We start from the raw sequence: 24,110 nt of genomic DNA on the forward strand, positions 1-24,110 counted from the left end.
CCCGCCCCATAGAATCCCGGCGAAGAGGAGAACAAGAATGGATGAGGCGAAGGAATTTCTCTCGGGAATACTGAAGACGGTCCGCGACCGGCTCGGAAATCCACTCCTGAGCGCCTTCGCGATCGCGTGGGTGATCTGGAACTATCGGTTCCTGCTCGTGATATTCGGGGGCGGTGGCTACGAGGCGAAGCTGAAGTACCTTGACACCAAGCTCGGGGTGGGGACGTGGCAATGGGGGGTTGTCAACGGCGTTGCAATGCCTCTTGTTGTTGCCTTGGTTTGGATCTTCCTCATGCCAGCAATACTGCGTCGTATCGCCATTCACCACGCCGAGCAAGCCAACATCACGAAGCGCGAGGAATTAACCGTCCTTGGGAGGTCGCCTATTTCGCATGAGGACAGAGTCGCAATACAGGACGAAATGTTCAATCGTGGGCAGGCCTGGGAGAAGGAAAAGAGCCAGCTTCGCGAGATCGTCACAGCGTTGCAGAAAGAGGTTGAAAATCTCCGCAACCCGACGGAACCTTTGCAAGGAGTGCCCTCAGCGCCGCCCTCGCCAGTCGCCGCTCCGGCCAGAAATGGCGGAGAAGTTCGCCTCCCAGACTTTTCGGTCGATCAAGGAAAAGCGCCGCCTGATCTTGACCCATTCAGCATTGCGTCCGAAGTGGACGCCACAACGCTGACTGCAGAACAACTCGCTCGTCGACTAAACATTCGCAGATCAGATGCGACGCTACCTTCGCTCAGTAACAGCTACGGCGTGTCGTTTCTGGATCGCTCAATCCTCTGGCCATGGCGCGTGGGGGATATGAGCGGTAGCGGGCTGCCTCCCCGCGTCGCCAAACAGATTATGTCGATCGACCTTGACGAAATCGCCTTACTGCTCTTGAACCTAATGCGTTCGGGGGGCGAAGCTTCGATTCCTGAATCCGGGAAAATCATGGGCCGCTTCGAAAGCTGGGAAGCAACTGCCGCCCTGCATCTCTTGGCTACGGCAGATCTGGCACAAATACGCCCGAGCGGCAGGTACCAGATCACGTCTTCGGGGCGCTTGTTTCTCCTTTGGCTCCAGCGAATCGGGATCGCGTTCCACGAGCCAGAGCGCAAACAGAAGTAGGTCACCTTGCGGCCTCCAACGCGGCCAACGTGTCCGGCCAGAGACCCTGCGAGATGATGGCCGCACGAGTTTGCGCACCATAAATCTCTTCAAGCCAGCGGCGCTCTTTTCGACCGATCAGTCCTGTCGACCCAAGTAGAAAGTGGCAGCCCATGGAGTCCCCATGGGGCCCGCAACCCAGCCAGCCGCACCGGCAATCGGTCTTGATGCCCATGCCCTTCCCCACATCAGCATGGCAGAACTGGATGTAGCCCTCGATGCCGCAGCGCGCACATGGCAGCTGGCACCAGGCGCTTGTAGCCCTCGTGCTCAATCACTCCCTCCTTCGGCTGCGCGAACACCGGTTCGTTAGCCGGCGTGGCGTAGCGCACCTGGCGCTCGAGCGACTTGGCCACGGGCTTGATGCGCGCCGACGCGGTGCCTAGAGATAGCGCGGTCAGCTCGTCGCGCTCACGCGTCATCAGTCTCCTTTTTCGCGCGCGCCTTGAAGATCAATGCGGCCAAGCGGGCTGCGCGCTCGGCATCCGACAGAACGGTCGCAGGCGGGAGCCCGCCGCCGTCATCCAACTTGATCCCGAAGGCCTCGCGCTGCATGCGCACGCCCTTCTCCAGCATCTCGGCAAGCTTCTTGGCCGAGTCGACGCGGCCCGCCGTGCTGAGTGCTTTTTTGTAAGCCTCATTGAGCAGGTCGCGGCGCTGACGCCCGGTCTCGGCGTCTGTGCTGGACTCGTCCATCAACTCACCAAGCTTAGCGAAGAGCTCGGCGTTGTCAGTCTGCGCTTCGATCTCTCCAAGCAGCTTAAGGCAGAGACTCAAGGAGCGCTGGATGTCGGAGCGCTGGCTCATGTGAACGTGGAAGACGGCGCCCGCGTTCGCGTCGACGATCGCGTGTTCCGGGATGCGCGTTTTGGTGCGCACCTCGCTGCGCACCGCGGCATTGCGCACCAGTGCGTCGGCCTTGGCTTGGATCTTTGCGCCCAAGTCGCGCGCCCAGTCTTCCTTATTCGCGCGTTTGCGAATAGTGGACTCGGCTACGCCGTGCTCGCCCGCGATCGTGCGCAGCGACTGGATGCCGGCACGAAAGGCTGCCTCGATGGCCGGCCAGTCTGTTGCCGGGTGCTTAGCTTCGCTCATGGTGCGGCCACCTCATCTTCATCGCACGGAATTTCGTGAACGACTGGCATGGCGCTGCGGCCGATTTTGGCCAGCAGCGAGGTCAGCGGATCATCGCCGTTGGAGCCAGCGCCTTCGATGCCGAATGCCTCGCGCTCGCCCCGGCGGATTCGGGCGTCGATCTCGGCCAGCTTCTTCAGGCTGTCGATGCGGTCGGGCGAGCCAAGGATGGCCTGCATCATGGCTGCCTTCTTGTCTGTGTACCAACCTCCGGACTCGGTCGGGCCGCTCTCGTCGATAGCAGCCACGAAGGCCTTAAGGATCTCTGCCTGGTCTGTCATGAGCTCAATCTCGCCTACCAACTTGTTCCACAGGTCGGCGAGGCGTTTGAGGCCGGAGCGGTGTCCCATGACCTTGTCTGCCGCGGCGAACCCGGCTGCTTTGATCTGGAGCGGCGTGGGGGTTGCGTTCGGATTGACTTTGGGGGTTGCTTTGGTCCCGTCCGGGATTGCATTGGCCGTTGCCTGGATGAGAACGCTCTCGGTGACAGACTGCACGTCCTTGCGCTTGTCCTGAACCCAACCATCCTTCTTGGCCTTGCGGCCAATGCTCGCGGCGTCGACCTTGAACACCACGGCGAGTTGCTTGTTCGACTGGTTGCCAAGACGGTAGGCGCGCTCGATCGTCGTCCAATCGATGTCTGTGCGACGAGCCATTACGCAGCCTCCGTATCCATGGCCGACCAGCCGATGCCGGTCTTCGTAGGTTCGATCGTGGTGCGGCCCATATCAATGCACTCCCTTCGCGTTCGTGTGCACATCGGTGCGATGTGCGGCGCCTGAGAGGTACTGGTTGACAGAGTTCTCGGCGACGGCAAGGTGTATCGACATCGTCGACCGGGACAGCGAGATGACGTTGGCCGCCGTGCACGAGGAGTCGAGCACAACGTCGAGCAATGGGTTCCCGGTCGAGGCCCAGAGCAACGCCTTACGAATCTCTGCGCTCGGCTGCACCAGGGCGAGCTGATCTGCGAGAAACGACGCCATGCCAATCCCCGCAGCGACGTGTTCGTGACCGCGAGCCCCGTCACGGGCAACGATCACCGTGATGCTGTGGTCGGCGTGGCTGATGACGAAATCGGCGCGGCCATACAGAAGATCGAAGTCGCATTCCAAGGTGTCGATCGCCGGCTTGAACGGGATGCGTTCTTCAAACGCCTTGCCAGTAGACGCTTCCGAGCGGAACAAGAGGATGAGAGCGGCCTCGCCGCCGACTTCGACCGCGCGCTTAAGCAGTTCAAACGTCATGGGTGACTCCCCTGGGAGAGGGGAAGGCTGGGGTGCATTGGTCATCGGGTGATGCTCTTTAAAAAATTCTGTAGTTGGCAAACAAGATGTGGGGCTTGATGCTCTGGTTCACTGGATCTGATGGACCTCGCCTCGGTAGAGGTTGTCCGGGTTCTCTGGCGATTGATGACCTCTGCGCGTCATGCGTGCACGCCTTCGACAGCACGGCGCACGCGAGCCGTGTACTGAAGAAAGGTTTCGTGGTTGACGCTCATGTCGTTCTCGTCCCAACGGCCCAGGCCGGACTCCTCGCCCTTCGCCTCGATGGACGAGCGGGAATCGTCCCAGGGTTTCTCGGGCATGCCGACGCCGGAAGCGATGGCCGCGGCCTCGCCGAGCTGGCGCTTCACGATGCCGAGCAGGTAGGCGAAGCCCTTGGGAGGAGCAGCCTTGGCGCAGATTTCGGCCGCGGCCTCGAACGTCTCGACGGGCACGCCCTTGGCGATGAGGGCGAGAAGCTCGGGGCTCGAAGGGTTCACGTCGGCGACCTTCTTCATCTTGATAGCGCGGCAGACCTCCCCTGCCTTCGTTGGGCTTTGCTGATCACCCCCCACCGCCCCGGTCGTAGGACTGGGAGGTGGGGCTGTTTCGTCAATAAAGGTTCCGGTTCCGGTTCCGGTGTCGGATTCAGGGTGGAGTCCCGCCTTTGTCCCCCGGGACAACGGCGGGACGCCCAAGGGAGTCTTCGCACGTGACAGCGCCTTGCGGTCGGACTCCTTGCGGCGGCGAGTCATCATGTCGATCACGAACTGGGTGATCGTGTCGTGATAGAGCCGGCCGTCCTCGGCGCACCACCACCCGCGCCGCAAGGTCCCCCGGTGCTTCTGGAAGATCTTCAGCGGCATACCGATGCGAGCTGCGATGAGTGCGTCGTCATCGTCGAGCGTGCCGCACGGCGTCTGCTTCCAGGCGGTCATCCACAGCATCAGGAGCCAAGGGCGGAGCTCAGGCGGCGCGAGTGCCCACGTGGCCGACTGCTCGATCTTTTCGTGGTCCAGCTCGAAGCGCCAACCCTTCGCGCGCACGTCGACCGGGTAAGGGATCGGCTTGCTCAAGTGGCACCGCCTGGGGCTTGGTGCTTAGCCCACTTGCCCGCGATCCACGCGACGCCCTTTGGAGTGAACTTGCATTCGTTGTAGACGTGCTCGTTGCGTGCGGCCTTGTCGGTCTGCACTGCGAAGCGGCCGGCGTTCAGGTGCGGCGCGTGCGCGGTCAGCTTGCCAGCGAGGCGGTACATGATGTCGCGGCCAATCATCCACGCGATAAATTGGCGCTCGTTCGCGCGCAGCAGCTTCGCCGTCTCGCGCACGCCCTTGTTCCCAGTGCAGTTCACATACTGCTCGACGAAGGCGATGGCCGGCTTTTGCTGCTCGATCAGGAACGCGCGCTCGGACGAGAGCTTCTCAGCGTCGAGCGCACGCTGCTCGGAATCGATCGCCATGTGCAGGATGTCCATGCGCGACAGCACGCCCCGCTGGGCCTCCAGTTCCTGCCAGCGATCGACCACCCGCGCCGTGAACTCGGGCGAGATCTGCGCGACCACCACATAACTGTCCCGCTTGCCCACGCGGTAGACCTCAATCGTCTTCGGGCCGGGGCCGGCGTTCGACACTTCCTCCAATGCAGGGAGTGTCATCACCCCTCGGGCGGTGAGGCGCTCGATGGTGACCTTCACGTTGTCGTGGCGCACCTCAAGGAGATGCGCGATCTCGAGGCTGGTCATCGTGACCAGCGCCTCTTCGACTCCGCGGTCCACGCCCATCGCGTGGTGCGGGGGTTCCAAGCACGAGTTCATCTCTGTAAACTGGTGGTTCGAATGCTGCTTCTTGAGAGGGCCGACTGCGTCAACAGTCGGCCCTTTCTTCTGGATGGGCTTCATGCTTGATGCCTCACTCTGAGACGGACTGGCCAGTCATCTGTGCCTCGATCCATGCGCGAACGGCCCCGACGTTGAAAGCCGTCACCCCTTTGGACAGCCGGACCGGTTGCACGAACGTATGGTTTTTGACTTTGCGCCAGAGCGTTGGCGCACTAAACGGCAGCGGCGCATGCGCGTTGGGACGCTTCGGGCTCTGCACGAGCTGAGACAGACGGGCAAAGGCGCTATCGGGGAGATCATCAAAGCGAGGCTTGATGTTCTCCTGGTAGACCTTGGGCCGGGGCCCGGCGACGTCAGCAGCGCGTGCGTCAGCATTGGACTCAACCAAGCCCTTCGCAATCGACGATTTCTTGAAGGCGGGGACGTGGTTGGGAGGAGTGGAAAGGCGAAGCATTGTGGTTCCTTTGGTGGACGCGACTCAGTCTGCTGACGACGACTCTTCGAAGCGAACACTAAGGGGGTGTCATTCGCACAAATCCTTGTGCTATCAATCTCAGGCCGTATCAGTTTCTGCCCTCGCATGGTGCTGGCACACCTTGCCAAGACAAAACACAAAGGGTGTATGCAAGCGGTATCGGCCGGCCTCTACCCGCTGCGATTGCCCTCAGGCAAGTGCGGGCGCGTCAATGGCCTATCGAGGGAGCGAGCCGACGCGTGCTTGGGCACGGGCGAGGCCTCGCCGCACGCGGGTGCTGCAGAGAGGATTGCTGGACATCAAGCCGATAGCTGCATAGTTTCCGGCCAAGCAGGTAGGCGGCCGGCGGCAATCCTGGCGACCTGTTGCAGCCTATGACCGGCCTGATCGGTGGTGAACTACACGCCGTCGGTGCAGATCCGCTTTGCGGCGCCTGGCGTGCACGGCATTCGGCGTGTCGCCGGTGGGTTCGCAGTGCTTCTTCAGCTTGACCGAGCGGTAGCCCGATTCGCTTGTACCGAGAGCTTCCGCTTTTCCACCTGCGATCTTCTCGGGCGTGTGCACCACCGCATGCTCGCCGCGCTTCATCTCCTCGACGGAGCGCAGCAGAGCCGCGGCGAACAGCTCGATCTCGTTGCCCTTGGCTCTTGGCATTCGAAGGCTCCTTCGTGCCTGATTGGCGCTGATCTACGGGAGGGCCACTGCGTGACTATCGCCCGCGAGCTGACCCGCCCTCTCGCTCAAAGCATCAAGGTGCCTGGCCGCGGGGTCGTTTGCGCACAACGACTCTTTTCAATCAATGGGTACTTTGGCGCTCACTTTTTCAGAGTAGCTGGGCTCGACGCTGAACTGTCGTTGTCCGCGTATGGCCTTTCGGCTAATCTGAAACAACTTGTACGAATCGCACTGCGTCGCGGTGCGCCTCACCGGAGGGGGTGATTGGCCGTGCAAAAACTGATCGCTGCGGATTGGCAAGAACAGGCCCGCAGTGCTCAGCTACGCAAACGAAAAAGCATGAGGGGGAGACGCAATGAGAAAACTTCGAGCGGATGCGCAGAGCATCCTGCGCAATGGGAAGAATTACGCAGAACAAATTTTCCAGCTACACCTCTTCAGACCGTTGCTTGCTCGAGGCTGCGATGCACCGGCGGCAGCTTCGGTTTCTTCAAATGGCTCGCATCGAGGTCTGCATAGAGGCCCATCACTTGCGCCCGTTCGTCAAGACCGCAATCTTGGTGGCAGCATCACTCATCTTCTCCGCTTGATCGTCGCCGCAAGTTGCCTTGCCGCCTCGTGGTCATACGCGGCGAAGGTGACGGAGTATGAGGTGTATGGGAACGGGTGGCTGGGCGGCAAGGGAAGTGGATGGCAGTCCACTCCTGCGGCAGCGTGCGCTGGGGTGGTCGGCGCGACTGTATTGATCGATCACGCCTATATTTCGTATGTGAGCTCTGTGCCGGACAGCTACTGGCTGCGGTGCAACGCGCGTGAGAGATACAGCATCGCTAACGGGACTACGTATAGTGATGTTTACCTCACGATCTATACACGCTCAGTGGAGGCGACGGAACCGCCCGTCGATCCGTCGCTGGTCGATCCGATTACCGGCAAGCGCGCGACTCCAGAGCAGTGCCTCAACGACACCAACGCGGTGGGAGCGAGCGATGGTGCGATCTTCGGCGCGCCCATCCTGCCTGCCACGGCGGAGAAGTACCGTTCGGACCTCGACTACGCCGATGGCGGCCCGGCAGCACTGTCGTTCCTGAGGACGTATCGAAGCACTTGGGGCGCGGATACAAGTCGACCGGCAGGCTCGTTGAGCAAGGCGTGGGCGCACAACCACACGACCTCGCTGAGGTTCGCCCCGGCGGTCGATCCTGTCGCCGTCGCCATCAACAACGCCGACGGAACTCTGCGCGCATTCAACAAGGCTGCGGGCTCGTCGGCTTGGACTACTTCGAACAGTGCGGACAGTTTGGTGCAGGCGGTCAATGGCACCTGGGCATACCGGCGTGTCGCGGACGATGCCACGTTGGTGTTTGCAGCGGACGGGAACCTGCAGACGCTTACGCAGCGCAATGGGCAGCTCACCTCCTACACCTACAACGCCGCAGGCCAGCTGGCCACGATTACCAACGCCTTCGGGCGCACGCTGGCACTGAACTACGACGCCGCGGGCTTGCTCGTGTCGGTCGTCACCCCCGACTTGCGCAGCGTCGCCTACGCTTACGACGCCGCAGGTCGGCTTTCCGTGGTGACCTATCCCGATGCCAAGGCCCGTACCTACCTCTACGAAAATGCGACGTACCCACAGGCCTTGACGGGCATCTTGGACGAAACGGGCGCGCGTTTCGCCACCTTTGGTTATGACTCGCAAGGCCGTGCCATCGACACCCAGTTGGCCGGCACCGTCAATCGCTACCAAGTCATCTACCCCGGGGGAGGGACGGCGACGGTGTTCGATCCGCTAGGTGCGGTCCGCACCTACAGCTACGGCTCGACGAAGGGACAGTTGGTTGTGACGGGCGGGTCTCGGCCCGCTGCCAACGGCGGCAACGACGCCGCGTACCGGATCCAGGATGCCAACGGTCTTGTCACTTCCGAAAGCGATTTCAAAGGCACGGTAACCAGTAGGTACTGGGACGTCGCCCGCCGCCTCCCGACCTATGTTGGCCAAGCATCTGACAGCCCCGAGGCCCGGGGTACCGGCATCCAGTGGCACCCTACCTTCAGTCTCCCTTCAATAGTCACCGAATCGGGCCGCAAAAAAACCGCCTACACCTACGATGCTTTCGGCAACGTGCTGTCGAAGACCCTCACCGACACTGCGACGAACAAGGTCCAACTCTGGCAATGGACCTACAACGCCCAGCAGTTGGTCGCTACAGCGACTGAGCCCAATGGCGCCGTCACCAGCTACACCTACGACCTCCGAGGCAATGTTCTCGTCAGCACTAACGCTCTGGGCCACGGCACCAGCTACGCCTACGACCTGGCCAACCGCGTCACAAGCCAGACCGAACCCAATGGTCTCGTCACCACCTACACCTATGACGCCCGCGACCGGCTGCTGACCCAGACCGTTGGCGGCCAGCAGACCACCACGCTGACCTACAAGCCCTACGGGAGCGTAGAGACGATTTCGCTGCCCACCGGCCTGGTGCTGACCTATAGCTACGACCCCGCCCATCGTCTCATTGGCTGGAGCAACAACCGCGGCGAGAGCGGCAGTGTCACGCTCGACGGCATGGGCAACCGCACCGCCGAGCAGATCAAGGACAGCTCCGGCGCAGTGGCCTGGAATGTCGTGCGCACCGTCAACTACCTCAACCGCGTCTTGGCCATGACCGAGGGGCCGAACCAGACGAGCTCCTTCGGCTACGACGTCAACGGCGAACTCGTGAGTGAGACCAACGGCCTCAACCAGAGCACGCAGTACGGCCTCGACAGCCTGCGCCGCGTCAAGGCGGTGACCGACGCGACCAATGCCACGGCCACGCTGAAGTACAACGCCCTCGACGCCGTCACAGAAGCCAAGGACTTCAAGGGCGTAGCCACCGCCTACACCCGCGACGCCCAAGGCAACGCCACCACCGAGTCCAGCGCCGACACGGGCGGCGCCAGCACCCAGTACGACAGCCTCGGCCTGCCCAGCCAGATCACCGACGCAATGGGGCAGGCCACCACCATTGCGCGCGACCTGCTCGGCCGGCCGACCAGCCTCGTCTTCGCCGACGGCAAGACGACCACGCTGCGCTACGACCTCACTGCCAGCAGCAAGGGCTACCTCTCGGAGGTCATCGACCGCAGCGGCACCACCGAGTACACCCGCGACGCCTTCGGGCGCGTCACGCTCAAGAAGCAGACCCTCGCAAACGGTGGTGTGCAGCAGGTGAGCTACGGCTACAACGCCAACGGCACGCTGGCCAGCATCGGCTACCCCAACGGCGCCACGCTCACCCACCTGTACGACGCCACCGGCCGCCTCGCTGGCCTGAACTGGAATGGCAGCCCGCTCGTCACCAGCATCGCATGGAACCCGCTCGGCCAGCCCACCGCGTGGCAATGGGCCTTTGCCGCCGCACCACCCGCGTCCGTTGCCGCCAGCCGCGTGTACGACACCGCGGGCCGGCTCACCGGCACCGAGTTCAGCAGCTACGTGTACGACGCGGCAGGCCGCATCACCAGCCTCACGCAGAACCTGTACCGCCCCGGCGACGCCGACCCGACGCACACGACCGTCGCGAACGGCAACGTCGCCTGGAGCGTCGGCTACAGCCCGGTCGGTCGCATCACCGGCTTCGATGCCACGGGCAACACTGCCAGCTTCGGCTACGACGCCAACGGCAACCGAAGCAGCAGCACCCGGACCCTCAATGGCGCGAACACCAGCCGCACTTACACAGTCGGCGCCGCAAGCAACCGGTTGACGGGCTTCACTCAGAGCATCAACGGCGCGAGCAACACCAGCGTCGTCTACGGCTACAACGCCAACGGCGACCTTGTGACCGACGGCTTGCGCAGCTACGCCTACGATGCCGAGGGCCGGCTGGCCGCCGCCACCACCGGCGCCACTGACATCAGCCCGACCACGCGCTACGCGCACAACGCGCTGGGCCAGCGCGTGTTCAAGACCGAGCCGCTGTATCCCCCGAGCCAGGGCGATGAGGCCGATCCGGGCTTCATGCAAAGCCTGATCGCGTTCTTCACCCGGCTGTGGAGCCCCGCGACCAGTCAGGCCGAGCAGCAGGGCTACACGTATGTCTACGACGAGCAAGGCACGCTGATCGCCGAAGTGGGCAGTGGCGGCACGAACAGCGGCGGGCAGGCGCAGTACATCTACCTGCCGACAGCGAACGGCCCGATGCCGATCGCGGCGGTGATCAACGGTGCCACCTACGCCGTGCACAGCGACCACCTGAACACGCCGCGCAAGCTCACCGATGTGAGCGGGCAAGCGGTCTGGCAATGGGGCTACAGCGCGTTCGGGGAAGACAAGCCAACGACGGCGAGGAACCGGTTCGCCGACTTGGATGTGACGCCGAATCCGGGCACCACGGGCGTGTCGGAGGTGAAGTTCAACCTGCGGTATCCGGGGCAGTATGCGGATGAGGAGTCGGGGTTGTTTTACAACTACTTCAGGAGCTATGACGCGAGGACAGGGAGGTATAGCCAGCCGGACCCGATTGGTCTGGATGGCGGGTGGAATCGATTCGGATATGTCGATGCGAATCCTTTGGGAGGCATCGACCCTTTAGGTTTGATTGAGATTCCGAATCCAAACGGAATTGTCCCTGGAGGCCCGTGGACCCCGCACAATGCTAATAAGCCCGGCCAATTTTTAGGGCCAAAACCGGAAGGTGGCGGAGGTCGTGCTCAATGTCAGTTTGTTCCCGACGAGGCGAATGGTGGGCCGCCAGGCAGCAAAGGCTATTGGAAAACAAATCAGCCAGGCCAAAAAGGGTGGCAGCGCTATGATTTAAATGGAAATCCTGGTGAGGCGGGAGATATGCACAAAATTCCTACTCCGCGCATTCCGCCAAGCTTAATTCCGGCGACGATTTGCCCGCTTTGTGGAGTAATTTACCCCAATGGGCCGGGTGGCGAATACGGGCCGAAATTTAATTGATCGAATTTATGAAAATACTTTCCTCTTCGGAAGCAGCGCAACTCCTAAATCCTTTGAATATAAGGATTGGAGATTGGAATAATCTCTGCCCTCTTAATTCAGATGGCAAGGCGCTAATTTATGAAAAGTATTCTCCTTCCTCAGATGCGGTGGAACTATATGTGATTGCATATCGACTGTCTAATTGGATTGTCTCGGGCGACTGGACGCTGTTGCAAATTGATAACTCAACAGTCCCAATGAAGGATGAAATTGCAATCTTCGATAAGTTCGTCTTGGAGGGTGCGTCATGGGATATAGATAGGCAGCGGACATTTTTGTTTCATAAAAATGAGCGGCAAGCAACGGTAGCGTTGCTAATCTATTTTTCGTTGCTTTTTTCTTGGCATGTTCATCTAATTTCGGAGTTGTCGACTTCTGGGAAACGTCTTTCACTACAGGATAAGGTGATTTATTTTCTTGGCGCCACGGCCGATGTCGAAGATGCGAAGATGTTGATAGAGAAAATAACCAAAAATCCAAAAGCGCTAGATTCCTGAGAATTTTTCTAGTGGTGGAGCTACAGCGCGTGTGGGGAAGACAAGCCGACAACGGCGAGGAACTGGAAACGAGATGTAGGGACATCTCGCCTCGTCTGCGAGGACGAAGGCTACGGATCGATCCGCGATATGGGGCGGCCGGCAGGTCGGGGGCTCTGTGCTCGCGGTCTCACCGCACCGCCCCGATTCGCGGACGGGTATAGCGTCTCTCTCGCGCAACAACCCAGGACACTCCGAGATTTGTCGGCACTTTTGTCGGCACCTCACCGTATCGGATTAAAAAGAGCCAGCATTCATGCGGCCTGCAGCCCGATCTGCGATTCCGGCCCCGGCACCACGAGACGACGCCGTCTCACCCCACATCAAGAAACCCGCTCGCTTCATCGGCGCAGCGGGTTTTTCTTTGCCTCGGGGCCTTTCAGGCCGGACAGCGCCCCCTTAGCCAAGCACGTCGGCGAGCTTCACCTGCAGCGACACGGCGGCCTGGTGCAGCAGCTCGAACTCGTCGTCCGGCAGCGGCACGGCCGTGAAGTTGAAGTGGCACAAGGTGCCGGCGACCGCGCCCGAGGGGTTCAACAGCGGAACGCCGTGGTAGCTGATGGTGTAGTCCCGCCCGGGATGCGTGGCAAAGCGCTCGTCCACGCTCGAGTCGTCGGTGCGGAACCACCCGTCGCGCAGGACAAAGGGACAGATGCTCGCCTCGAAGGGCACGATGGCGATGTTCTCGGGGATCAGCTCGCCTTGCTTGTCGTGCAGGTAGAGGCTCGTGACCAGGTCGGAGCGGATCTTGTAGATCCCGGTGTACCGATGCGGCACGCGCGCGTTCAGGTAGGCGAGGACCGCCTGTGCGCCTTGATCGGCAAGCAACGCTTCAATCGTTTGGGGCATTCGTTTCGTCCGCTTCGCTTCGATCGGTTCGATCTGGAACCTGTCCTGCCATGGTACGCCCGGCCCCTGGGCTTCCGCTTCGGTGTCAGCCCGCTTGCGCAGTCTTCAACGCCGCCACCGCACGAATCTCCACCCGCAGCGTCGGCCGCGCTAGCGCGGCCACGCCGAGGATGGTCCACGCCGGGAAATCCCCGGTGATGTAGCGGTCCTTCACCTCGCGAAAGCTCGCCAGCTCGCGCTCGACGTCGACGTGGTAGCTCACGATCTCCACCAGGTCGGCGAAGCCGAGCCCCGCGCTGTCGAGCACCACGCCCAGCCGCCGGAAGGCCCAGTCGGCCTGTTCCGCGGCGCTCTCGGGCACGCTGCCGTCGGCACGCAGGCCGACCTGCCCTGCCACGAACAGCAGGCCGCCGGCCTTGACGCCCGGCGCGTACTTGAAGGTGTCGAAGACGGCGGTCGAGCCGAAGGTCGGATGGCCGTCGGGGATGCGGACGCTCTGTTTGCTCACGGGTGCGTCCTTTCAGGCTTGCGCAGGCTGCAGGCCGGTGTGCACCGTCGGATGCGCGAGCCGCACCCGCAGCTCGCGCTTGAGCCGCGTGTTGTCGAGCCGGCGCGATTCACCCATGAAGCTCAGCAGTTGCAGCGGCAGCTGGCGCTCGGCCTCGCCACGCGCCACGCGCGGCGGGCGGGGCATGCCGTAGAGGTCGGCGGCCAGGTCGAAGTAGTCGCCCATGCGCAGCTCGGTGTCGTCCGACGCGTGCACCACGCGCTGGGGCTTGCCGCGAAACAGCGCCGCCACGCAGGCGCGTGCGAGGTCGTCGGCGTGGATGTGGCTGGTGTAGACGTCGTCCTCGCGCCGCAGCACGGGCGTGCCGCGTTCCAGGCGACCGCGCGGGGTGCCGTTCTCGCGGTCGGGCGCGTAGATGCCCGGGATGCGCAGGATGCTGGTGCGCACGCCGGTGCTGCGGCCGAACCAGCGCACGGCGCGCTCGGCATCGACGCGCCGGTGGGAGCGCGGGGTGTCGGGCCGCACGCCGCGCGTTTCGCTCACGCGCGCGCCGCCGCAGTCGCCGTACACGCCGCTGGTCGAGCCGTAGACCAGCGCCGAGGGCAGCGAGCGCAGCCGCAGCGCCTGCGCCAGCGACACGGTGCGCTGGTCGCGCCACCAGGCCGCGCCGCCCTCGCGCGCGGGCGGCGCCAGGTGCACCACGCGGGTGGCGATGCCCGCCAGGCGGCGCAGGGTGGCGCGGTCGTCCAGGTTGCCCACCAGCGGCCGGATGCCGGCCGCACGCAGCGCCGCGACGCGGTCGGCCGAGGACGTGAGCGCGACCAGCTGCATGCGCCCGCGCAGGTTGCGCGCCACGCGCTGGCCGACGTCGCCGCAGCCGACGATCAGCAGGCGCTCGCGCCGGAAGCGGGCCGGCAGTGCGCCGGAGGGACTATTGATTGAAGGCAAAATCCGGGTTTCCTGTCTCAATTCAGTTGTCCCGGCCGCACGCAGCCGGGAAAGTTCACCCCCGAAGAATACCGATGACTGCTACAGCGCCGCACGAAGCGGGCTTTTCCATCACCGTCGAACCCAGCGGGCGCCACTTCGTGGTCCAGGGCGACGAAACCATCCTCGCGGCAGGCATCCGCCAGGGCATCGGCCTCCCCTACGGCTGCAAGGACGGCGCCTGCGGCTCCTGCAAGTGCAAGAAGCTGTCGGGCGAGGTCACGCTCGGCCCGCACCAGAGCAAGGCGCTGAGCGCCGAAGAACAGCTGGCCGGCTACGTGCTGACCTGCTGCGCCCACCCGACCAGCGACGTGGTGCTCGAGTCGCGCCAGGTCACCGAGGCCGGCGCGCTGCCGATCCGCAAGATGCCGGTGCGCGTGATGGCGCTCACGCGCCAGTCGCACGACGTGATGATGCTGCGCCTGCAGCTGCCGGCCGGCGAGCCGCTGCAGTTCTATGCGGGCCAGTACGTCGAATTCATCCTGCGCGACGGCGCGCGCCGCAGCTACTCGATGGCCAACGCGCCGCACACGGTGGCCGTGCCGGGCACGGGCCTGGAGCTGCACCTGCGCCACCTGCCGGGCGGCAAGTTCACCGACCACGTCTTCGGCGCGATGAAGGAAAAAGAGATTCTGCGCATCGAAGGCCCGTTCGGCAGCTTCTTCCTGCGCGAGGACTCCGACAAGCCGATGATCCTGCTGGCCTCGGGCACGGGCTTCGCGCCCATCAAGGCGCTGCTGGAGCACATGCAGTTCAAGGGCATCGAGCGGCCCGCCGCGATCTACTGGGGCGGACGCCGCCCCGAAGACCTGTACATGGACGCCTGGCTGCGCGAGCAGCTGGCCGCGATGCCGAACCTGCGCTACGTGCCCGTGGTGTCGAACGCCACGCCGGAAGACAACTGGACCGGCCGCACCGGCTTCGTCCACCAGGCGGTGCTGGAAGACTTCACGGACCTGTCGGGCCACCAGGTGTATGCCTGCGGCGCGCCGATCGTGGTCGACTCGGCCAAGCGCGACTACGTGGCGCTCGCGGGCCTGCCCGAAGAAGAGTTCTTCGCCGACGCCTTCACCACCGAAGCCGACAAAGCCTTGCCCTGAGCCTTCGCGCTCCCCTTTCCTTTCCGCAGACGTGACGCAGAACAACATGAAGACGAGACACTTCCTCCTGACCCTGATCGCCGGCGCCGCCGTGCTCACCGCCGGCCATGCCGCAGCCCAGCAACACCGCCCGATCCGCCTCGTCGTACCCTACGCGGCCGGCGGCCCGATCGACAACACGGCGCGCATCCTGGCCGAGCAGGTGAAGGACACGCTGGGCGGCCCGGTCATCATCGACAACAAGCCCGGCGCGGGCGGCAACATCGGCGCCGACTTCGTCGCCAAGGCGCCGGCCGACGGCCTCACGATCGGCATCGCGGCCACGGCCACGAACGCGGTGAACCCGTGGCTGTACAGCAAGATGCCGTTCAACGCCGCGACCGACTTCGCGCCGATCACGCAGATGGTGCGCGTGCCCAACGTGCTGGTGATGAACGCCGACACGGCCAACCGCCTGAACATCCGCACGCTGGCCGACCTGATCCGCTACGCCAAGGCCAACCCGGCCAAGCTCAACTACGCCAGCGGCGGCAACGGCAGCGCCGGCCACCTGGCGGGCGAGCTGTTCAAGAAGGAAGCGGGCATCTTCGCGGTGCACATTCCGTACAACGGCGGCAACCCGGCGCAGCTCGCGCTGCTGTCGGGCCAGGTCGACTTCAACTTCGACAACCTCGCCACGGCTGCGCCGAACATCCGCTCGGGCAAGCTGAAGGCGATCGCGGTCACGACGCTCAAGCGCAGCAGCGCCCTGCCCGACGTGCCGCCCGTGGCCGACACGCTCAAGGGCTTCTCGATCGACACCTGGTGGGGCCTGGTCGCGCCGGCCGGCACGCCGCCCGAGGTGGTCGCGAAGCTGAATCAGGCCTTCGTCGCCGCGCTGAACGCACCGGAAACGAAGACCCGCTTCGCCTCGATGCTGGCCGAGCCGGTCGGCAACTCGTCCGAGCAGTTCGGCAGCTTCATGAAGAGCGAACTCGCCAAGTACGAGCAGGTGGTCAAGGCCACCGGGGCGAAGGTGGACTGACGAGGTCGTCCAGGGGCGCTGCGGCCTGCGTGTCGGTGGCCGCAGCCACGGCCGCCGCCGCTTCGGCCGCCCCGCTCTGGTAGGTGCGCAGGCCCGCGAGGTCGAGCACTTCCACGCCGCCATGTTCGATGCGCAACAGGCCGTCGCGCTGCAGCGCATGCAGCGCGCGGTTGGCACGCTGGCGCGACACGGCCGACAAGAGGCCGATCTCGTCCTGGCTCAGCCGCACGAAGCGGGTGGCGCGCGGATAGAGGATGGGGTCGAACAGGCTGGCCAGGCAACGCGCCACGCGCGCGTCGGGGCCGAGCAGTCGATCGAATTCCATGAGGCCGATGAACAGGCTCAGTCGCGCATTGATGTGTAACAACAGAAACCGATTGAAGTCGATGCTGGTGGACATCAGCCGCTCGAAACTCTGTCGCGGCACGCAGGCCACGCGCGTGGGCCGCAGCGCCACGCCGTCGTAGCGCCAGCATCCGGGGGTGAGCAGCGAACCTTCGCCGCCCCAGCCACCGGCGGTCACGCCGGTGAAGGTGGACACGCGCCCGTCGGGCAGCGACACCGACATCTTCATGAGGCCGTCGATCACGCCGATCCAGTGATCGGCCGGTTCGCCGCGCCGCACGACGAAGCCGCCGGCCGGCACCACGCGCTCGTGCGACTCCTGGACGACGCGGTCGAGTTCGTCGTCCGTGAGCGCGCGCGCCCACAGGCTCTCGCGAAGCATGTTCTCCAACGCGTTCGACATCGCGCCTCCTGCTGTCGTCCCTCGTGACATCGCATCGGCCGATCCGTCGCAGGCGCCGGTCGGCGGGGGACCGTAAGAAATGTCGTTGCAACGACATCTTCGGCGCGGCGATGGTGCCACAGTCATCCGCGTTCGCCAAACAACAAGGAGACAACGATGAAGCGTTCGAACAAGGACCCGCGCCCCGCGCGCGGGCCGGACGACGGGGATGCGCACGGCCTGCGCCGGCGCGACGTGCTGGGCTACGCCACGGCCGCGCCGCTGGCATCGGCCGCGGCCGGCATCGCGGGGCTCGGCGCCCTCACGGCGCCCGCCTCGGCAGTCGCCGCGCTGCTGCCGATGACCCCGCCCGACACCACCGACCTGATCGACATCGGCGATGCGGTCACGCTGACCTCGCTGCCGACCATGCCGCTCGTGAAGGTGACGAACACCGGCGACGGCCGCGTGCGCCTGGCGCTGCCGCGCCTCGAAGTGGGCCAGGGCATCGCCACGGCCAGCGCCATGATGCTGGCCGACAAGCTGCGCCTGCCGCTGAGCGCCATCGAAGTCACCTCGGCCGACGCGAGCCCCGAGCTGATCTGGAACCAGCTCACCGGCGGCTCGTCGAGCGTGCGCTCGATGCACGCCGGCATGCCGGTGCTGGGCGGCCTCGGCGGCCTGCTCTCGGGCTCGACGCCCTCGGTGGTCGGCCAGCGCGTGACGCGGCTCGACGCGCTGGACATCGTCACCGGGCGCAAGAAGTTCACGCTCGACCAGGCGGTGCCCAATGCCAAGCCGACGATGGTGCGGCGCCCGCCGACCATCAACGGCAAGTTCGTCGGCATCAACAACATGAACACGGTGATGGCAATGCCGGGCGTGATCGGCGTGGTGCCGATTCCCGCCACCAACGGCATCACGCCGACGCCGCCCGGCGTGGCGGTGATGGCCGAAACCTTCGGCCAGGCCTGGGCCGCGGTGAACGCGCTCGACGTGACCTGGGCCGCGGGCCCGCTCGACGGCGAGTCGAACGCCACCATCATGCGCAAGCTGAAGTCGTCGCTGCTGCCCTTTGCGCTGCCGCCGCTGGGCGCGCTGACGGTCGAGGCCGAGTTCGAGTTCGCGCCGGCCGCGCACTGCCCGATGGAAGTCGAATGCGCGATTGCCGATGTGCGAGCGGATCGCGCCGAGATCTGGGCCGGGCTGCAGAGCCCCATCGTCACCCAGCAGGCGGTGGCCGCCGAGCTGGGCCTGCCGCTGAACAAGGTCGTCGTGCATGCGGTGCCCTCGGGCGGCTCCTTCGGGCGGCGCCTGTTCTGGGACCCGGTGCTGCAGGCGATCCAGGTGTCGAAGGCGCTGGGGCGCCCCTGCCGCCTGATGTACCACCGCACCGACGACATGCGCCACACACGCATCCGCCCGCCGATCTACCAGAAGGCGCGCGCCACGATGCTGCTGGGCCAGGTGATCGCCTTCGAGCAACGCATCGCCAGCGTGCGCCTGGACACGCGCCACGGCTTCGGCAACATGCTCGAGGCCGCCGCCATCGCGCTGCCCAATGCCTTCCCGCAGACGGTGGGCAACTTCGCGATCGAGCAGGTCATGTTCAAGACCATGGTCACCTCGCCCTACAACTTCGGCGTCACCACCAAGCTGCTGACGCCGGTGCCGATGGACATGAACACCTGCTCCTACCGCTCGGTGCACATCCAGCCCGCGCGGCTGGTGGAAGAGATCCTGGTCGACGAGATGGCCCGCGCGGCGCGCAAGGACCCGGTCGCCTTCCGGCTCGAGTACCTGCGCCTGCCGCGCGCCCGCGCAGTGCTGAAGGCCGTGGCCGAGGCCGCGCAGTGGGGCAAGGCGATGCCGGCGGGCTTTGCGCAGGGCGTGGCCGTGCACCAGGAGTCGAAGTCGTTCACGGCCTGCATCGTCGAGATCGACGCGCGCGTACCGGCGCAGGCCCGCGTGGTGCGCGCGACCATCGCCATCGACGTGGGCACGCCGATCAACCCCTCGGGCATCGAGGCGCAGCTGCAGGGCGGCCTGTGCGAATCGATCGCGCTGGTGCTGTCGGCGGGGCTGCACATCCAGAACGGCCTGCCGCTGGAAGGCAGCTACTCGCAGTACCACTTCTCGCGCATGAAGCACTACCCGAAGGACGTGAAGATCATCATCATGCCGGCCAGCGGCGAGGCCATCGGCGGCCTGGGCGAGGTGGGTCTGTCGGCGAGCTCGGGCGCCATCGCCAACGCCTATGGGCGCGCCACCGGCATCAAGCCGCGCAGCTTCCCACTGAACTTTCCGGTCGACTTCACGCCGATCCCGCCGGGCAAGCTGCCCACGCCCGTCAACGTTCCGATCCCCGCCTGAGGAGGAGACCCACCATGCCTGTGCAATCTTTCAAGGTGAACGGCCAGAACGTCGACGTCGAGGCGCCCGACGACCTGGCGCTGCTGTGGGTGCTGCGTGACAAGCTCGGCATCACCGGCCCGAAGTACGGCTGCGGCATCAACGTGTGCAAGGCCTGCACCTGCCACGTCGACGGCAAGGCCGTGACGACCTGCTCGGTGCGCGTGTCCGACGTGCGCGGGCGCCAGGTGACGACCATCGAGGGCCTGGCCAACGGCAACACGCTGCACCCGGTGCAGCAGGCCTGGATGAACCTCGATGTGCCGCAGTGCGGCTTCTGCCAGCCGGGCCAGATCATGGCGGCGGTCGACCTGCTGCGCCGCACGCGCACGCCGACGGACGCCGACATCGACGCCATCGAGAACGTGTGCCGCTGCGGCACCTACGGGCGCATCCGCGAGGCGATCAAGGCCGCCGCCGCGATGATGGGATAGACGGAAAAACGGCCAGCCACCGCGTTCTGCGGTGCTGGCCGGTCGGCGCTGGCGGGTGCTTACTCGCCGAGGTAGGCGGCGCGCACGCGCGGATCGCGCAGCAGTTCCTTGGCGTCGCCGTTCATCGTGATGAGGCCCGACTCCATCACGTAGCCACGGTCGGCCAGCTGCAGCGCGCGGTTGGCGTTCTGCTCCACCAGCAGGATCGTGACGCCTTGCGCGGCCACGGTCTGCACCACCTCGAAGATCTTGTCGCACATGATGGGCGACAGGCCCATGGTGGGTTCGTCGAGCAGCAGCACCTTCGGACGCGCCATCAGCGCGCGGCCCATGGCCAGCATCTGCTGTTCACCGCCCGACATCGTGCCGGCCAGTTGGTCCTTGCGCTCGCGCAGGCGCGGGAAGGTCACGAACACGCGCTCCATGTCGCTGGCGATCTCGGCCTTGTCGTTGCGGATGTAGGCGCCGATCTGCAGGTTCTCGGTGATCGTCATGCGCGTGAACACGCCGCGGCCCTCCGGCACCATCACGAGGCCCTCGCCCACCAGGTCCCAGGCGCCGCGGCCCTTGATGCTGCGGCCCAGGAACTCGATGTCGCCCGCGCCGGCCGGCAGCGTGCCGGTGATGGCCTTCATGGTGGTGGTCTTGCCGGCGCCGTTGGAGCCGATGAGCGAGACCAGCTCGCCCTCGAAGACGTCGAAGTCCACGCCCTTCACGGCCTGGATGCCGCCGTAGCCCACCTTCAGGCCACGGACCTTGAGCAGGTTCTTGCCCGCTGCCTTGGCGGCGGCCGCTGCCGTCGTGGGTGCCATCGTTGCTTCTGCGGTGCTCATCTCAATGTCCTCCGGTGCCGAGGTAGGCCTCGATCACCTTTTCGTTCTTCTGTACCTCGACCGGGTTGCCCTCGGCAATCTGCTTGCCGTAGTCGAGCACGGTGACGCGGTCGCACAGGCCCATGATGAGCTTGACGTCGTGTTCGATGATCAGGATCGTGCGGTTGTCCTTGCGGATGCGGTCGATCAGTTCGCGCAGCAGGACCTTCTCGGTCGAGTTCATGCCGGCGGCCGGTTCGTCCAGCGCGATGAGCTGGGGGTCGGTGGCCAGGGCGCGGGCGATCTCGAGGCGGCGCTGGTCGCCGTAGCTCAGCGTGCGCGCCTTGTAGTCGGCGAACTTGCCGATGCCCACATAGTCGAGCAGTTCCTGCGCGCGCTTGGCGATGGCCGCTTCTTCGGCCTTGAAGCCCCTGGTGCGCAGCATGGCGCCGAACACGCCCGAATGCGTGCGGATGTGGCGCCCGACCATCACGTTCTCCAGCGCCGTCATTTCGGCGAAGAGGCGGATGTTCTGGAAGGTGCGCGCAATGCCGGCCTTGGCCACTTCGTGCACGGCCGTCGGCTGGTAGGGCTTGCCGGCCAGCTCGAAGGTGCCGCTGTCGGGCGTGTACAGCCCGGTGATCACGTTGAAGAAAGTGGTCTTGCCGGCGCCGTTCGGCCCGATCAGGCCGTAGACCTGGCCGCGCTTGATGGTGATGCCCACGTCCGAGAGGGCCTGCAGCCCGCCGAAACGCTTGGAGATGCCGCGAACGTCGAGGATGGTGTCTGTCGTCATGTCTGTGTGTCCTTGGCTCACGGATTGATGGACATGGGACGCGATGCCGCACCCGGCACTTCGTCAGCAGGGCTGTCGATGCCCGGCGCGTGGGTCTGGAGCGAACCGGGCGCCACGGCCGCATGGGTCGGGTCGACGGGCACGCCGTTCTTCTTCGTCAGCGTCTTGCCGTGCTCCGGCGAGGGCCACAGGCCGCGCGGGCGCATCAGCATGATGATGATCATGGCCAGCGCAATGAACAGCTGGCGCAGGATGGACGCGTCCAGGCGGCCGTCGGTCAGCGCCTGCAGCGGGCCGGCGACGTAGCGCAGCACTTCGGGCAGCGCGGCCAGCAGCACGGCGCCCAGGATGACGCCGGGCAGGTGCCCGAGGCCGCCCAGCACGACCATGGCGACGATCATCACCGACTCCATCAGGCTGAAGGACTCGGGCGACACGAAGCCCTGGAAGGCCGCGAACATCGCGCCCGACACACCGCCGAAGCTGGCACCCATGCCGAAGGCCAGCAGCTTCATGTTGCGGGTGTTGATGCCCATTGCCTTGGCGGCGATTTCGTCTTCGCGGATGGCCATCCAGGCGCGGCCGATGCGCGAGATCTGCAGCCGGTGCGAAATGATGATGGTGGCCACCACCAGCGCCAGGAACAGGTAGTAGTACAGCGTGACCGAGGAGATCGTGAAGCCGTCGAACTTCCACGCCTTGCCGAGGTCGAGGCCCCAGAACTTGATGGAGTCGATCGCCGTGATGCCCTTCGGCCCGTTGGTGATGTTGATCGGCTGGTCGAGGTTGTTCAGGAACACCCGGATGATTTCGCCGAAGCCGAGCGTGACGATGGCCAGGTAGTCGCCACGCAACTTCAGCGTGGGCGCCCCCAGCATCGCGCCGAGCACCCCGGCCACCACCAGCGCGAGCGGAACCACGATCAGGAGCGAGGTGTGCAGCCCGTTCGGGAACATCGCCTTGAACCACGGAAAGGTGTCCGAGAGGTGCGACGAGCCCATCAGCGCGTAGAGGTACGCGCCGACCGCAAAGAAGGCCACATAGCCCAGGTCGAGCAGGCCGGCGTAGCCGACCACGATGTTCAGGCCGAGCGCGAGCATCACGTAGAGCAATGCGATGTCGGCGATGCGCACCCAGGCGTTGCCTTGGGTCTGCAACAGGATCGGCAGCGCCAGCACGGCGACCACGCCGAGGATGTAGAGCGCGAGGTTCTTGCTGTTTTTCATGGTGTGCTGCTCCTCAGGCCCGGTCCGCCACGCGCTCGCCGAGCAGACCCGAAGGCCGCAGCGTGAGCATCACGATCAGCACGATGAAAGCGAAGATGTCGCTGTAGTTGCTGCCCAGCACGCCACCCGTGAGGGTGCCGATGTAGCCGGAGCCGATGGCCTCGATGAGACCCAGCAGAATGCCGCCGACCACCGCGCCGGCCAGGTTGCCGATGCCGCCGAACACGGCCGCCGTGAAGGCCTTGAGGCCGGGCAGGAAGCCCATCGCGTGTTGCGCGATGCCGTAGTTGGAGGCGTACATCACGCCGGCGATGGCCGCGAGCACGGCGCCGATGATGAAGGTGGCCGAGATGACCATGTCAGGCCGGATGCCCATGAGCGCCGCGACGCGCGGGTTCTCGGCGGTGGCGCGCATCGCGCGGCCGAGCTTGGTGTAGTTGACCAGCCACATCAGGATCACGAGCGAGAACGCCGTGACGCTGAGGATCATGACCTGCGTCGGCGAGATCACGGCGCCGCCCACGTGGATGGGGTCGGTCGGCAGCAGGTTGGGGTAGGCCTTGTTGGTCGGCTTCCAGATGATCATGGCCAGTGTCTGCAGCAGGATCGACACGCCGATGGCGGTGATGAGCGGTGCGAGCTTGGGGCTGTTGCGCAGCGGCCGGTAGGCCACTTTTTCGATCACGAAGTTCAGGCTTGCCGCGACGACGCAGGCAATGATCAGCGCGACGAAGAGGATCAGCCAGCCCGGTGTGTTGGGCATTCCGTCCTTCATGAGCCCGATGATGGTCCAGCTTGTAAGCGCCCCCACCATCAGCACTTCACCGTGCGCAAAATTGATCAGATTGATGATGCCGTACACCATGGTGTAGCCCAAGGCTATCAAGGCATACATGCTGCCGAGAACCAGACCGTTGATGATCTGCTGCAGCAATATTTCCATAACGCGATTCCCTATGTGTTGCACCTTGCGGGTGCCATTCACCTACCGATGGCACCGGTTTGGCGCCGTGGCTTGACAAGCAAAAAACCAGCCAACATGTGCCGTCGGTAGGTTTGGTGGGCGGGATTTTAGACATGCCCCGGCGCTGTTTTGGGGCGCTTTGACCGGGGTTTACCCGCTCACCTCATGCTGTATGTGGGTGAGGTCATGCGCGG

23 protein-coding genes are annotated in these 24,110 nt (G+C 64.7%); 7 read left to right on the forward strand and 16 right to left on the reverse strand.

All coding sequences use genetic code 11. The annotated features are described in order from the left end of the window. The first annotated feature begins 37 nt into the window (after positions 1 to 37). A complete protein-coding gene (locus AC3WQM_RS22075; RefSeq protein WP_492681696.1) occupies positions 38 to 1,117 on the forward strand; it encodes a hypothetical protein in 1,080 nt (359 codons plus the stop codon). Between the two features lie 227 nt (positions 1,118 to 1,344). On the opposite strand, the gene AC3WQM_RS22080 is transcribed toward AC3WQM_RS22075, so the two are convergent. The 8 genes from AC3WQM_RS22080 to AC3WQM_RS22115 form a co-directional block, all read right to left on the reverse strand. Next, positions 1,345 to 1,578, reverse strand: coding sequence for a hypothetical protein (locus AC3WQM_RS22080; protein WP_492681698.1), 234 nt, complete (start codon positions 1,576 to 1,578; stop codon positions 1,345 to 1,347). Further along, positions 1,568 to 2,251 (reverse strand): hypothetical protein, encoded by a 684-nt coding sequence (locus AC3WQM_RS22085; protein WP_492681700.1) that lies wholly within the window; start codon positions 2,249 to 2,251, stop codon positions 1,568 to 1,570. The genes AC3WQM_RS22080 and AC3WQM_RS22085 overlap by 11 nt, the downstream gene beginning before the upstream one ends. Further along, on the reverse strand, positions 2,248 to 2,946 hold the full coding sequence (locus AC3WQM_RS22090) for a hypothetical protein (protein ID WP_492681702.1): 699 nt from the start codon (positions 2,944 to 2,946) through the stop codon (positions 2,248 to 2,250). The genes AC3WQM_RS22085 and AC3WQM_RS22090 overlap by 4 nt, the downstream gene beginning before the upstream one ends. 72 nt (positions 2,947 to 3,018) lie before the next feature. Next, a complete protein-coding gene (locus AC3WQM_RS22095) occupies positions 3,019 to 3,537 on the reverse strand; it encodes a hypothetical protein (RefSeq protein WP_492681704.1) in 519 nt (172 codons plus the stop codon). A 179-nt stretch (positions 3,538 to 3,716) separates the two neighbouring features. Then, positions 3,717 to 4,631: a hypothetical protein gene (locus AC3WQM_RS22100; protein WP_492681706.1), complete on the reverse strand. Its 915-nt coding sequence runs from the start codon at positions 4,629 to 4,631 to the stop codon at positions 3,717 to 3,719. Further along, positions 4,628 to 5,455 (reverse strand): phage antirepressor KilAC domain-containing protein, encoded by an 828-nt coding sequence (locus AC3WQM_RS22105; RefSeq protein WP_492681708.1) that lies wholly within the window; start codon positions 5,453 to 5,455, stop codon positions 4,628 to 4,630. Before AC3WQM_RS22105 ends, AC3WQM_RS22100 begins: the two co-directional genes overlap by 4 nt. Before the next feature lie 10 nt (positions 5,456 to 5,465). Further along, entirely contained in the window at positions 5,466 to 5,849 is a 384-nt protein-coding gene (locus AC3WQM_RS22110; RefSeq protein ID WP_492681710.1) for a helix-turn-helix transcriptional regulator, read from the reverse strand. A gap of 393 nt (positions 5,850 to 6,242) precedes the next feature. Continuing rightward, on the reverse strand, positions 6,243 to 6,524 hold the full coding sequence (locus AC3WQM_RS22115; protein WP_492681712.1) for a hypothetical protein: 282 nt from the start codon (positions 6,522 to 6,524) through the stop codon (positions 6,243 to 6,245). Positions 6,525 to 6,900: 376 nt separating this feature from the next. On the opposite strand from AC3WQM_RS22115, the gene AC3WQM_RS22120 reads away from it, so the two are divergent. Next, complete coding sequence (locus AC3WQM_RS22120; RefSeq protein ID WP_492681714.1) at positions 6,901 to 11,499, forward strand: RHS repeat-associated core domain-containing protein; 4,599 nt, start codon at positions 6,901 to 6,903, stop codon at positions 11,497 to 11,499. An 8-nt stretch (positions 11,500 to 11,507) separates the two neighbouring features. Continuing rightward, complete coding sequence (locus tag AC3WQM_RS22125; protein ID WP_492681716.1) at positions 11,508 to 12,038, forward strand: hypothetical protein; 531 nt, start codon at positions 11,508 to 11,510, stop codon at positions 12,036 to 12,038. A gap of 438 nt (positions 12,039 to 12,476) precedes the next feature. Here AC3WQM_RS22125 and AC3WQM_RS22130 read toward each other — a convergent pair whose 3' ends face one another. The 3 genes from AC3WQM_RS22130 to AC3WQM_RS22140 all read right to left on the reverse strand — a co-directional run bounded on the left by AC3WQM_RS22130 (position 12,477) and on the right by AC3WQM_RS22140 (position 14,382). Continuing rightward, on the reverse strand, positions 12,477 to 12,926 hold the full coding sequence (locus AC3WQM_RS22130) for a hypothetical protein (protein WP_492681718.1): 450 nt from the start codon (positions 12,924 to 12,926) through the stop codon (positions 12,477 to 12,479). Positions 12,927 to 13,011: 85 nt separating this feature from the next. Next, positions 13,012 to 13,434 carry a RidA family protein gene (locus AC3WQM_RS22135; RefSeq protein ID WP_492681720.1) on the reverse strand — a complete coding sequence of 141 codons (423 nt, stop codon included), beginning with the start codon at positions 13,432 to 13,434 and terminating at the stop codon, positions 13,012 to 13,014. A 12-nt stretch (positions 13,435 to 13,446) separates the two neighbouring features. Then, positions 13,447 to 14,382: an NAD-dependent epimerase/dehydratase family protein gene (locus AC3WQM_RS22140; protein WP_492681722.1), complete on the reverse strand. Its 936-nt coding sequence runs from the start codon at positions 14,380 to 14,382 to the stop codon at positions 13,447 to 13,449. Positions 14,383 to 14,456: 74 nt separating this feature from the next. On the opposite strand from AC3WQM_RS22140, the gene AC3WQM_RS22145 reads away from it, so the two are divergent. Continuing rightward, the gene (locus AC3WQM_RS22145) at positions 14,457 to 15,521 is read left to right on the forward strand and encodes a CDP-6-deoxy-delta-3,4-glucoseen reductase (RefSeq protein WP_159275545.1); all 1,065 of its coding nucleotides are present in this window, start codon (positions 14,457 to 14,459) and stop codon (positions 15,519 to 15,521) included. A 46-nt stretch (positions 15,522 to 15,567) separates the two neighbouring features. After that, a complete protein-coding gene (locus AC3WQM_RS22150; protein WP_492681724.1) occupies positions 15,568 to 16,545 on the forward strand; it encodes a Bug family tripartite tricarboxylate transporter substrate binding protein in 978 nt (325 codons plus the stop codon). On the opposite strand, the gene AC3WQM_RS22155 is transcribed toward AC3WQM_RS22150, so the two are convergent. Continuing rightward, positions 16,517 to 17,293, reverse strand: coding sequence for a Crp/Fnr family transcriptional regulator (locus AC3WQM_RS22155; RefSeq protein WP_492681726.1), 777 nt, complete (start codon positions 17,291 to 17,293; stop codon positions 16,517 to 16,519). The genes AC3WQM_RS22150 and AC3WQM_RS22155 overlap by 29 nt on opposite strands. Positions 17,294 to 17,449: 156 nt before the next feature. Between AC3WQM_RS22155 and AC3WQM_RS22160 the strand changes: the two genes are divergently transcribed. Then, on the forward strand, positions 17,450 to 19,645 hold the full coding sequence (locus tag AC3WQM_RS22160; RefSeq protein ID WP_492681728.1) for a xanthine dehydrogenase family protein molybdopterin-binding subunit: 2,196 nt from the start codon (positions 17,450 to 17,452) through the stop codon (positions 19,643 to 19,645). A gap of 14 nt (positions 19,646 to 19,659) precedes the next feature. After that, positions 19,660 to 20,118, forward strand: coding sequence for a (2Fe-2S)-binding protein (locus AC3WQM_RS22165; RefSeq protein ID WP_056572291.1), 459 nt, complete (start codon positions 19,660 to 19,662; stop codon positions 20,116 to 20,118). Between the two features lie 59 nt (positions 20,119 to 20,177). Here the strand turns inward: AC3WQM_RS22165 and AC3WQM_RS22170 are convergent, their stop codons facing one another. From AC3WQM_RS22170 to AC3WQM_RS22185, 4 genes are read right to left on the reverse strand one after another with little or no spacing between them, the layout of a single operon-like run. Further along, positions 20,178 to 20,951 (reverse strand): ABC transporter ATP-binding protein, encoded by a 774-nt coding sequence (locus AC3WQM_RS22170; protein WP_370877941.1) that lies wholly within the window; start codon positions 20,949 to 20,951, stop codon positions 20,178 to 20,180. 1 nt (position 20,952) lies between these two features. Continuing rightward, entirely contained in the window at positions 20,953 to 21,726 is a 774-nt protein-coding gene (locus AC3WQM_RS22175; RefSeq protein ID WP_307587043.1) for an ABC transporter ATP-binding protein, read from the reverse strand. A 17-nt stretch (positions 21,727 to 21,743) separates the two neighbouring features. Further along, positions 21,744 to 22,952 carry a branched-chain amino acid ABC transporter permease gene (locus AC3WQM_RS22180; RefSeq protein WP_492681730.1) on the reverse strand — a complete coding sequence of 403 codons (1,209 nt, stop codon included), beginning with the start codon at positions 22,950 to 22,952 and terminating at the stop codon, positions 21,744 to 21,746. 13 nt (positions 22,953 to 22,965) lie between these two features. Further along, on the reverse strand, positions 22,966 to 23,895 hold the full coding sequence (locus AC3WQM_RS22185) for a branched-chain amino acid ABC transporter permease (protein ID WP_062481019.1): 930 nt from the start codon (positions 23,893 to 23,895) through the stop codon (positions 22,966 to 22,968). Positions 23,896 to 24,110 lie beyond the last annotated feature (215 nt).

This window comes from Variovorax sp. FW301-JW7, from assembly GCF_058788795.1.

What these genes read in the sequence shown, in the direction of transcription:
- AC3WQM_RS22075 (WP_492681696.1), top strand. Translation starts at nt 38, where the DNA reads ATGGATGAGGCGAAGGAATTTCTCTCGGGAATACTGAAGACGGTCCGC.
- AC3WQM_RS22080 (WP_492681698.1), bottom strand. Translation starts at nt 1,578, where the DNA reads ATGACGCGTGAGCGCGACGAGCTGACCGCGCTATCTCTAGGCACCGCG.
- AC3WQM_RS22085 (WP_492681700.1), bottom strand. Translation starts at nt 2,251, where the DNA reads ATGAGCGAAGCTAAGCACCCGGCAACAGACTGGCCGGCCATCGAGGCA.
- AC3WQM_RS22090 (WP_492681702.1), bottom strand. Translation starts at nt 2,946, where the DNA reads ATGGCTCGTCGCACAGACATCGATTGGACGACGATCGAGCGCGCCTAC.
- AC3WQM_RS22095 (WP_492681704.1), bottom strand. Translation starts at nt 3,537, where the DNA reads ATGACGTTTGAACTGCTTAAGCGCGCGGTCGAAGTCGGCGGCGAGGCC.
- AC3WQM_RS22105 (WP_492681708.1), bottom strand. Translation starts at nt 5,455, where the DNA reads ATGAAGCCCATCCAGAAGAAAGGGCCGACTGTTGACGCAGTCGGCCCT.
- AC3WQM_RS22110 (WP_492681710.1), bottom strand. Translation starts at nt 5,849, where the DNA reads ATGCTTCGCCTTTCCACTCCTCCCAACCACGTCCCCGCCTTCAAGAAA.
- AC3WQM_RS22115 (WP_492681712.1), bottom strand. Translation starts at nt 6,524, where the DNA reads ATGCCAAGAGCCAAGGGCAACGAGATCGAGCTGTTCGCCGCGGCTCTG.
- AC3WQM_RS22120 (WP_492681714.1), top strand. Translation starts at nt 6,901, where the DNA reads ATGAGAAAACTTCGAGCGGATGCGCAGAGCATCCTGCGCAATGGGAAG.
- AC3WQM_RS22125 (WP_492681716.1), top strand. Translation starts at nt 11,508, where the DNA reads ATGAAAATACTTTCCTCTTCGGAAGCAGCGCAACTCCTAAATCCTTTG.
- AC3WQM_RS22130 (WP_492681718.1), bottom strand. Translation starts at nt 12,926, where the DNA reads ATGCCCCAAACGATTGAAGCGTTGCTTGCCGATCAAGGCGCACAGGCG.
- AC3WQM_RS22145 (WP_159275545.1), top strand. Translation starts at nt 14,457, where the DNA reads ATGACTGCTACAGCGCCGCACGAAGCGGGCTTTTCCATCACCGTCGAA.
- AC3WQM_RS22150 (WP_492681724.1), top strand. Translation starts at nt 15,568, where the DNA reads ATGAAGACGAGACACTTCCTCCTGACCCTGATCGCCGGCGCCGCCGTG.
- AC3WQM_RS22155 (WP_492681726.1), bottom strand. Translation starts at nt 17,293, where the DNA reads ATGTCGAACGCGTTGGAGAACATGCTTCGCGAGAGCCTGTGGGCGCGC.
- AC3WQM_RS22160 (WP_492681728.1), top strand. Translation starts at nt 17,450, where the DNA reads ATGAAGCGTTCGAACAAGGACCCGCGCCCCGCGCGCGGGCCGGACGAC.
- AC3WQM_RS22165 (WP_056572291.1), top strand. Translation starts at nt 19,660, where the DNA reads ATGCCTGTGCAATCTTTCAAGGTGAACGGCCAGAACGTCGACGTCGAG.
- AC3WQM_RS22170 (WP_370877941.1), bottom strand. Translation starts at nt 20,951, where the DNA reads ATGAGCACCGCAGAAGCAACGATGGCACCCACGACGGCAGCGGCCGCC.
- AC3WQM_RS22175 (WP_307587043.1), bottom strand. Translation starts at nt 21,726, where the DNA reads ATGACGACAGACACCATCCTCGACGTTCGCGGCATCTCCAAGCGTTTC.
- AC3WQM_RS22180 (WP_492681730.1), bottom strand. Translation starts at nt 22,952, where the DNA reads ATGAAAAACAGCAAGAACCTCGCGCTCTACATCCTCGGCGTGGTCGCC.
- AC3WQM_RS22185 (WP_062481019.1), bottom strand. Translation starts at nt 23,895, where the DNA reads ATGGAAATATTGCTGCAGCAGATCATCAACGGTCTGGTTCTCGGCAGC.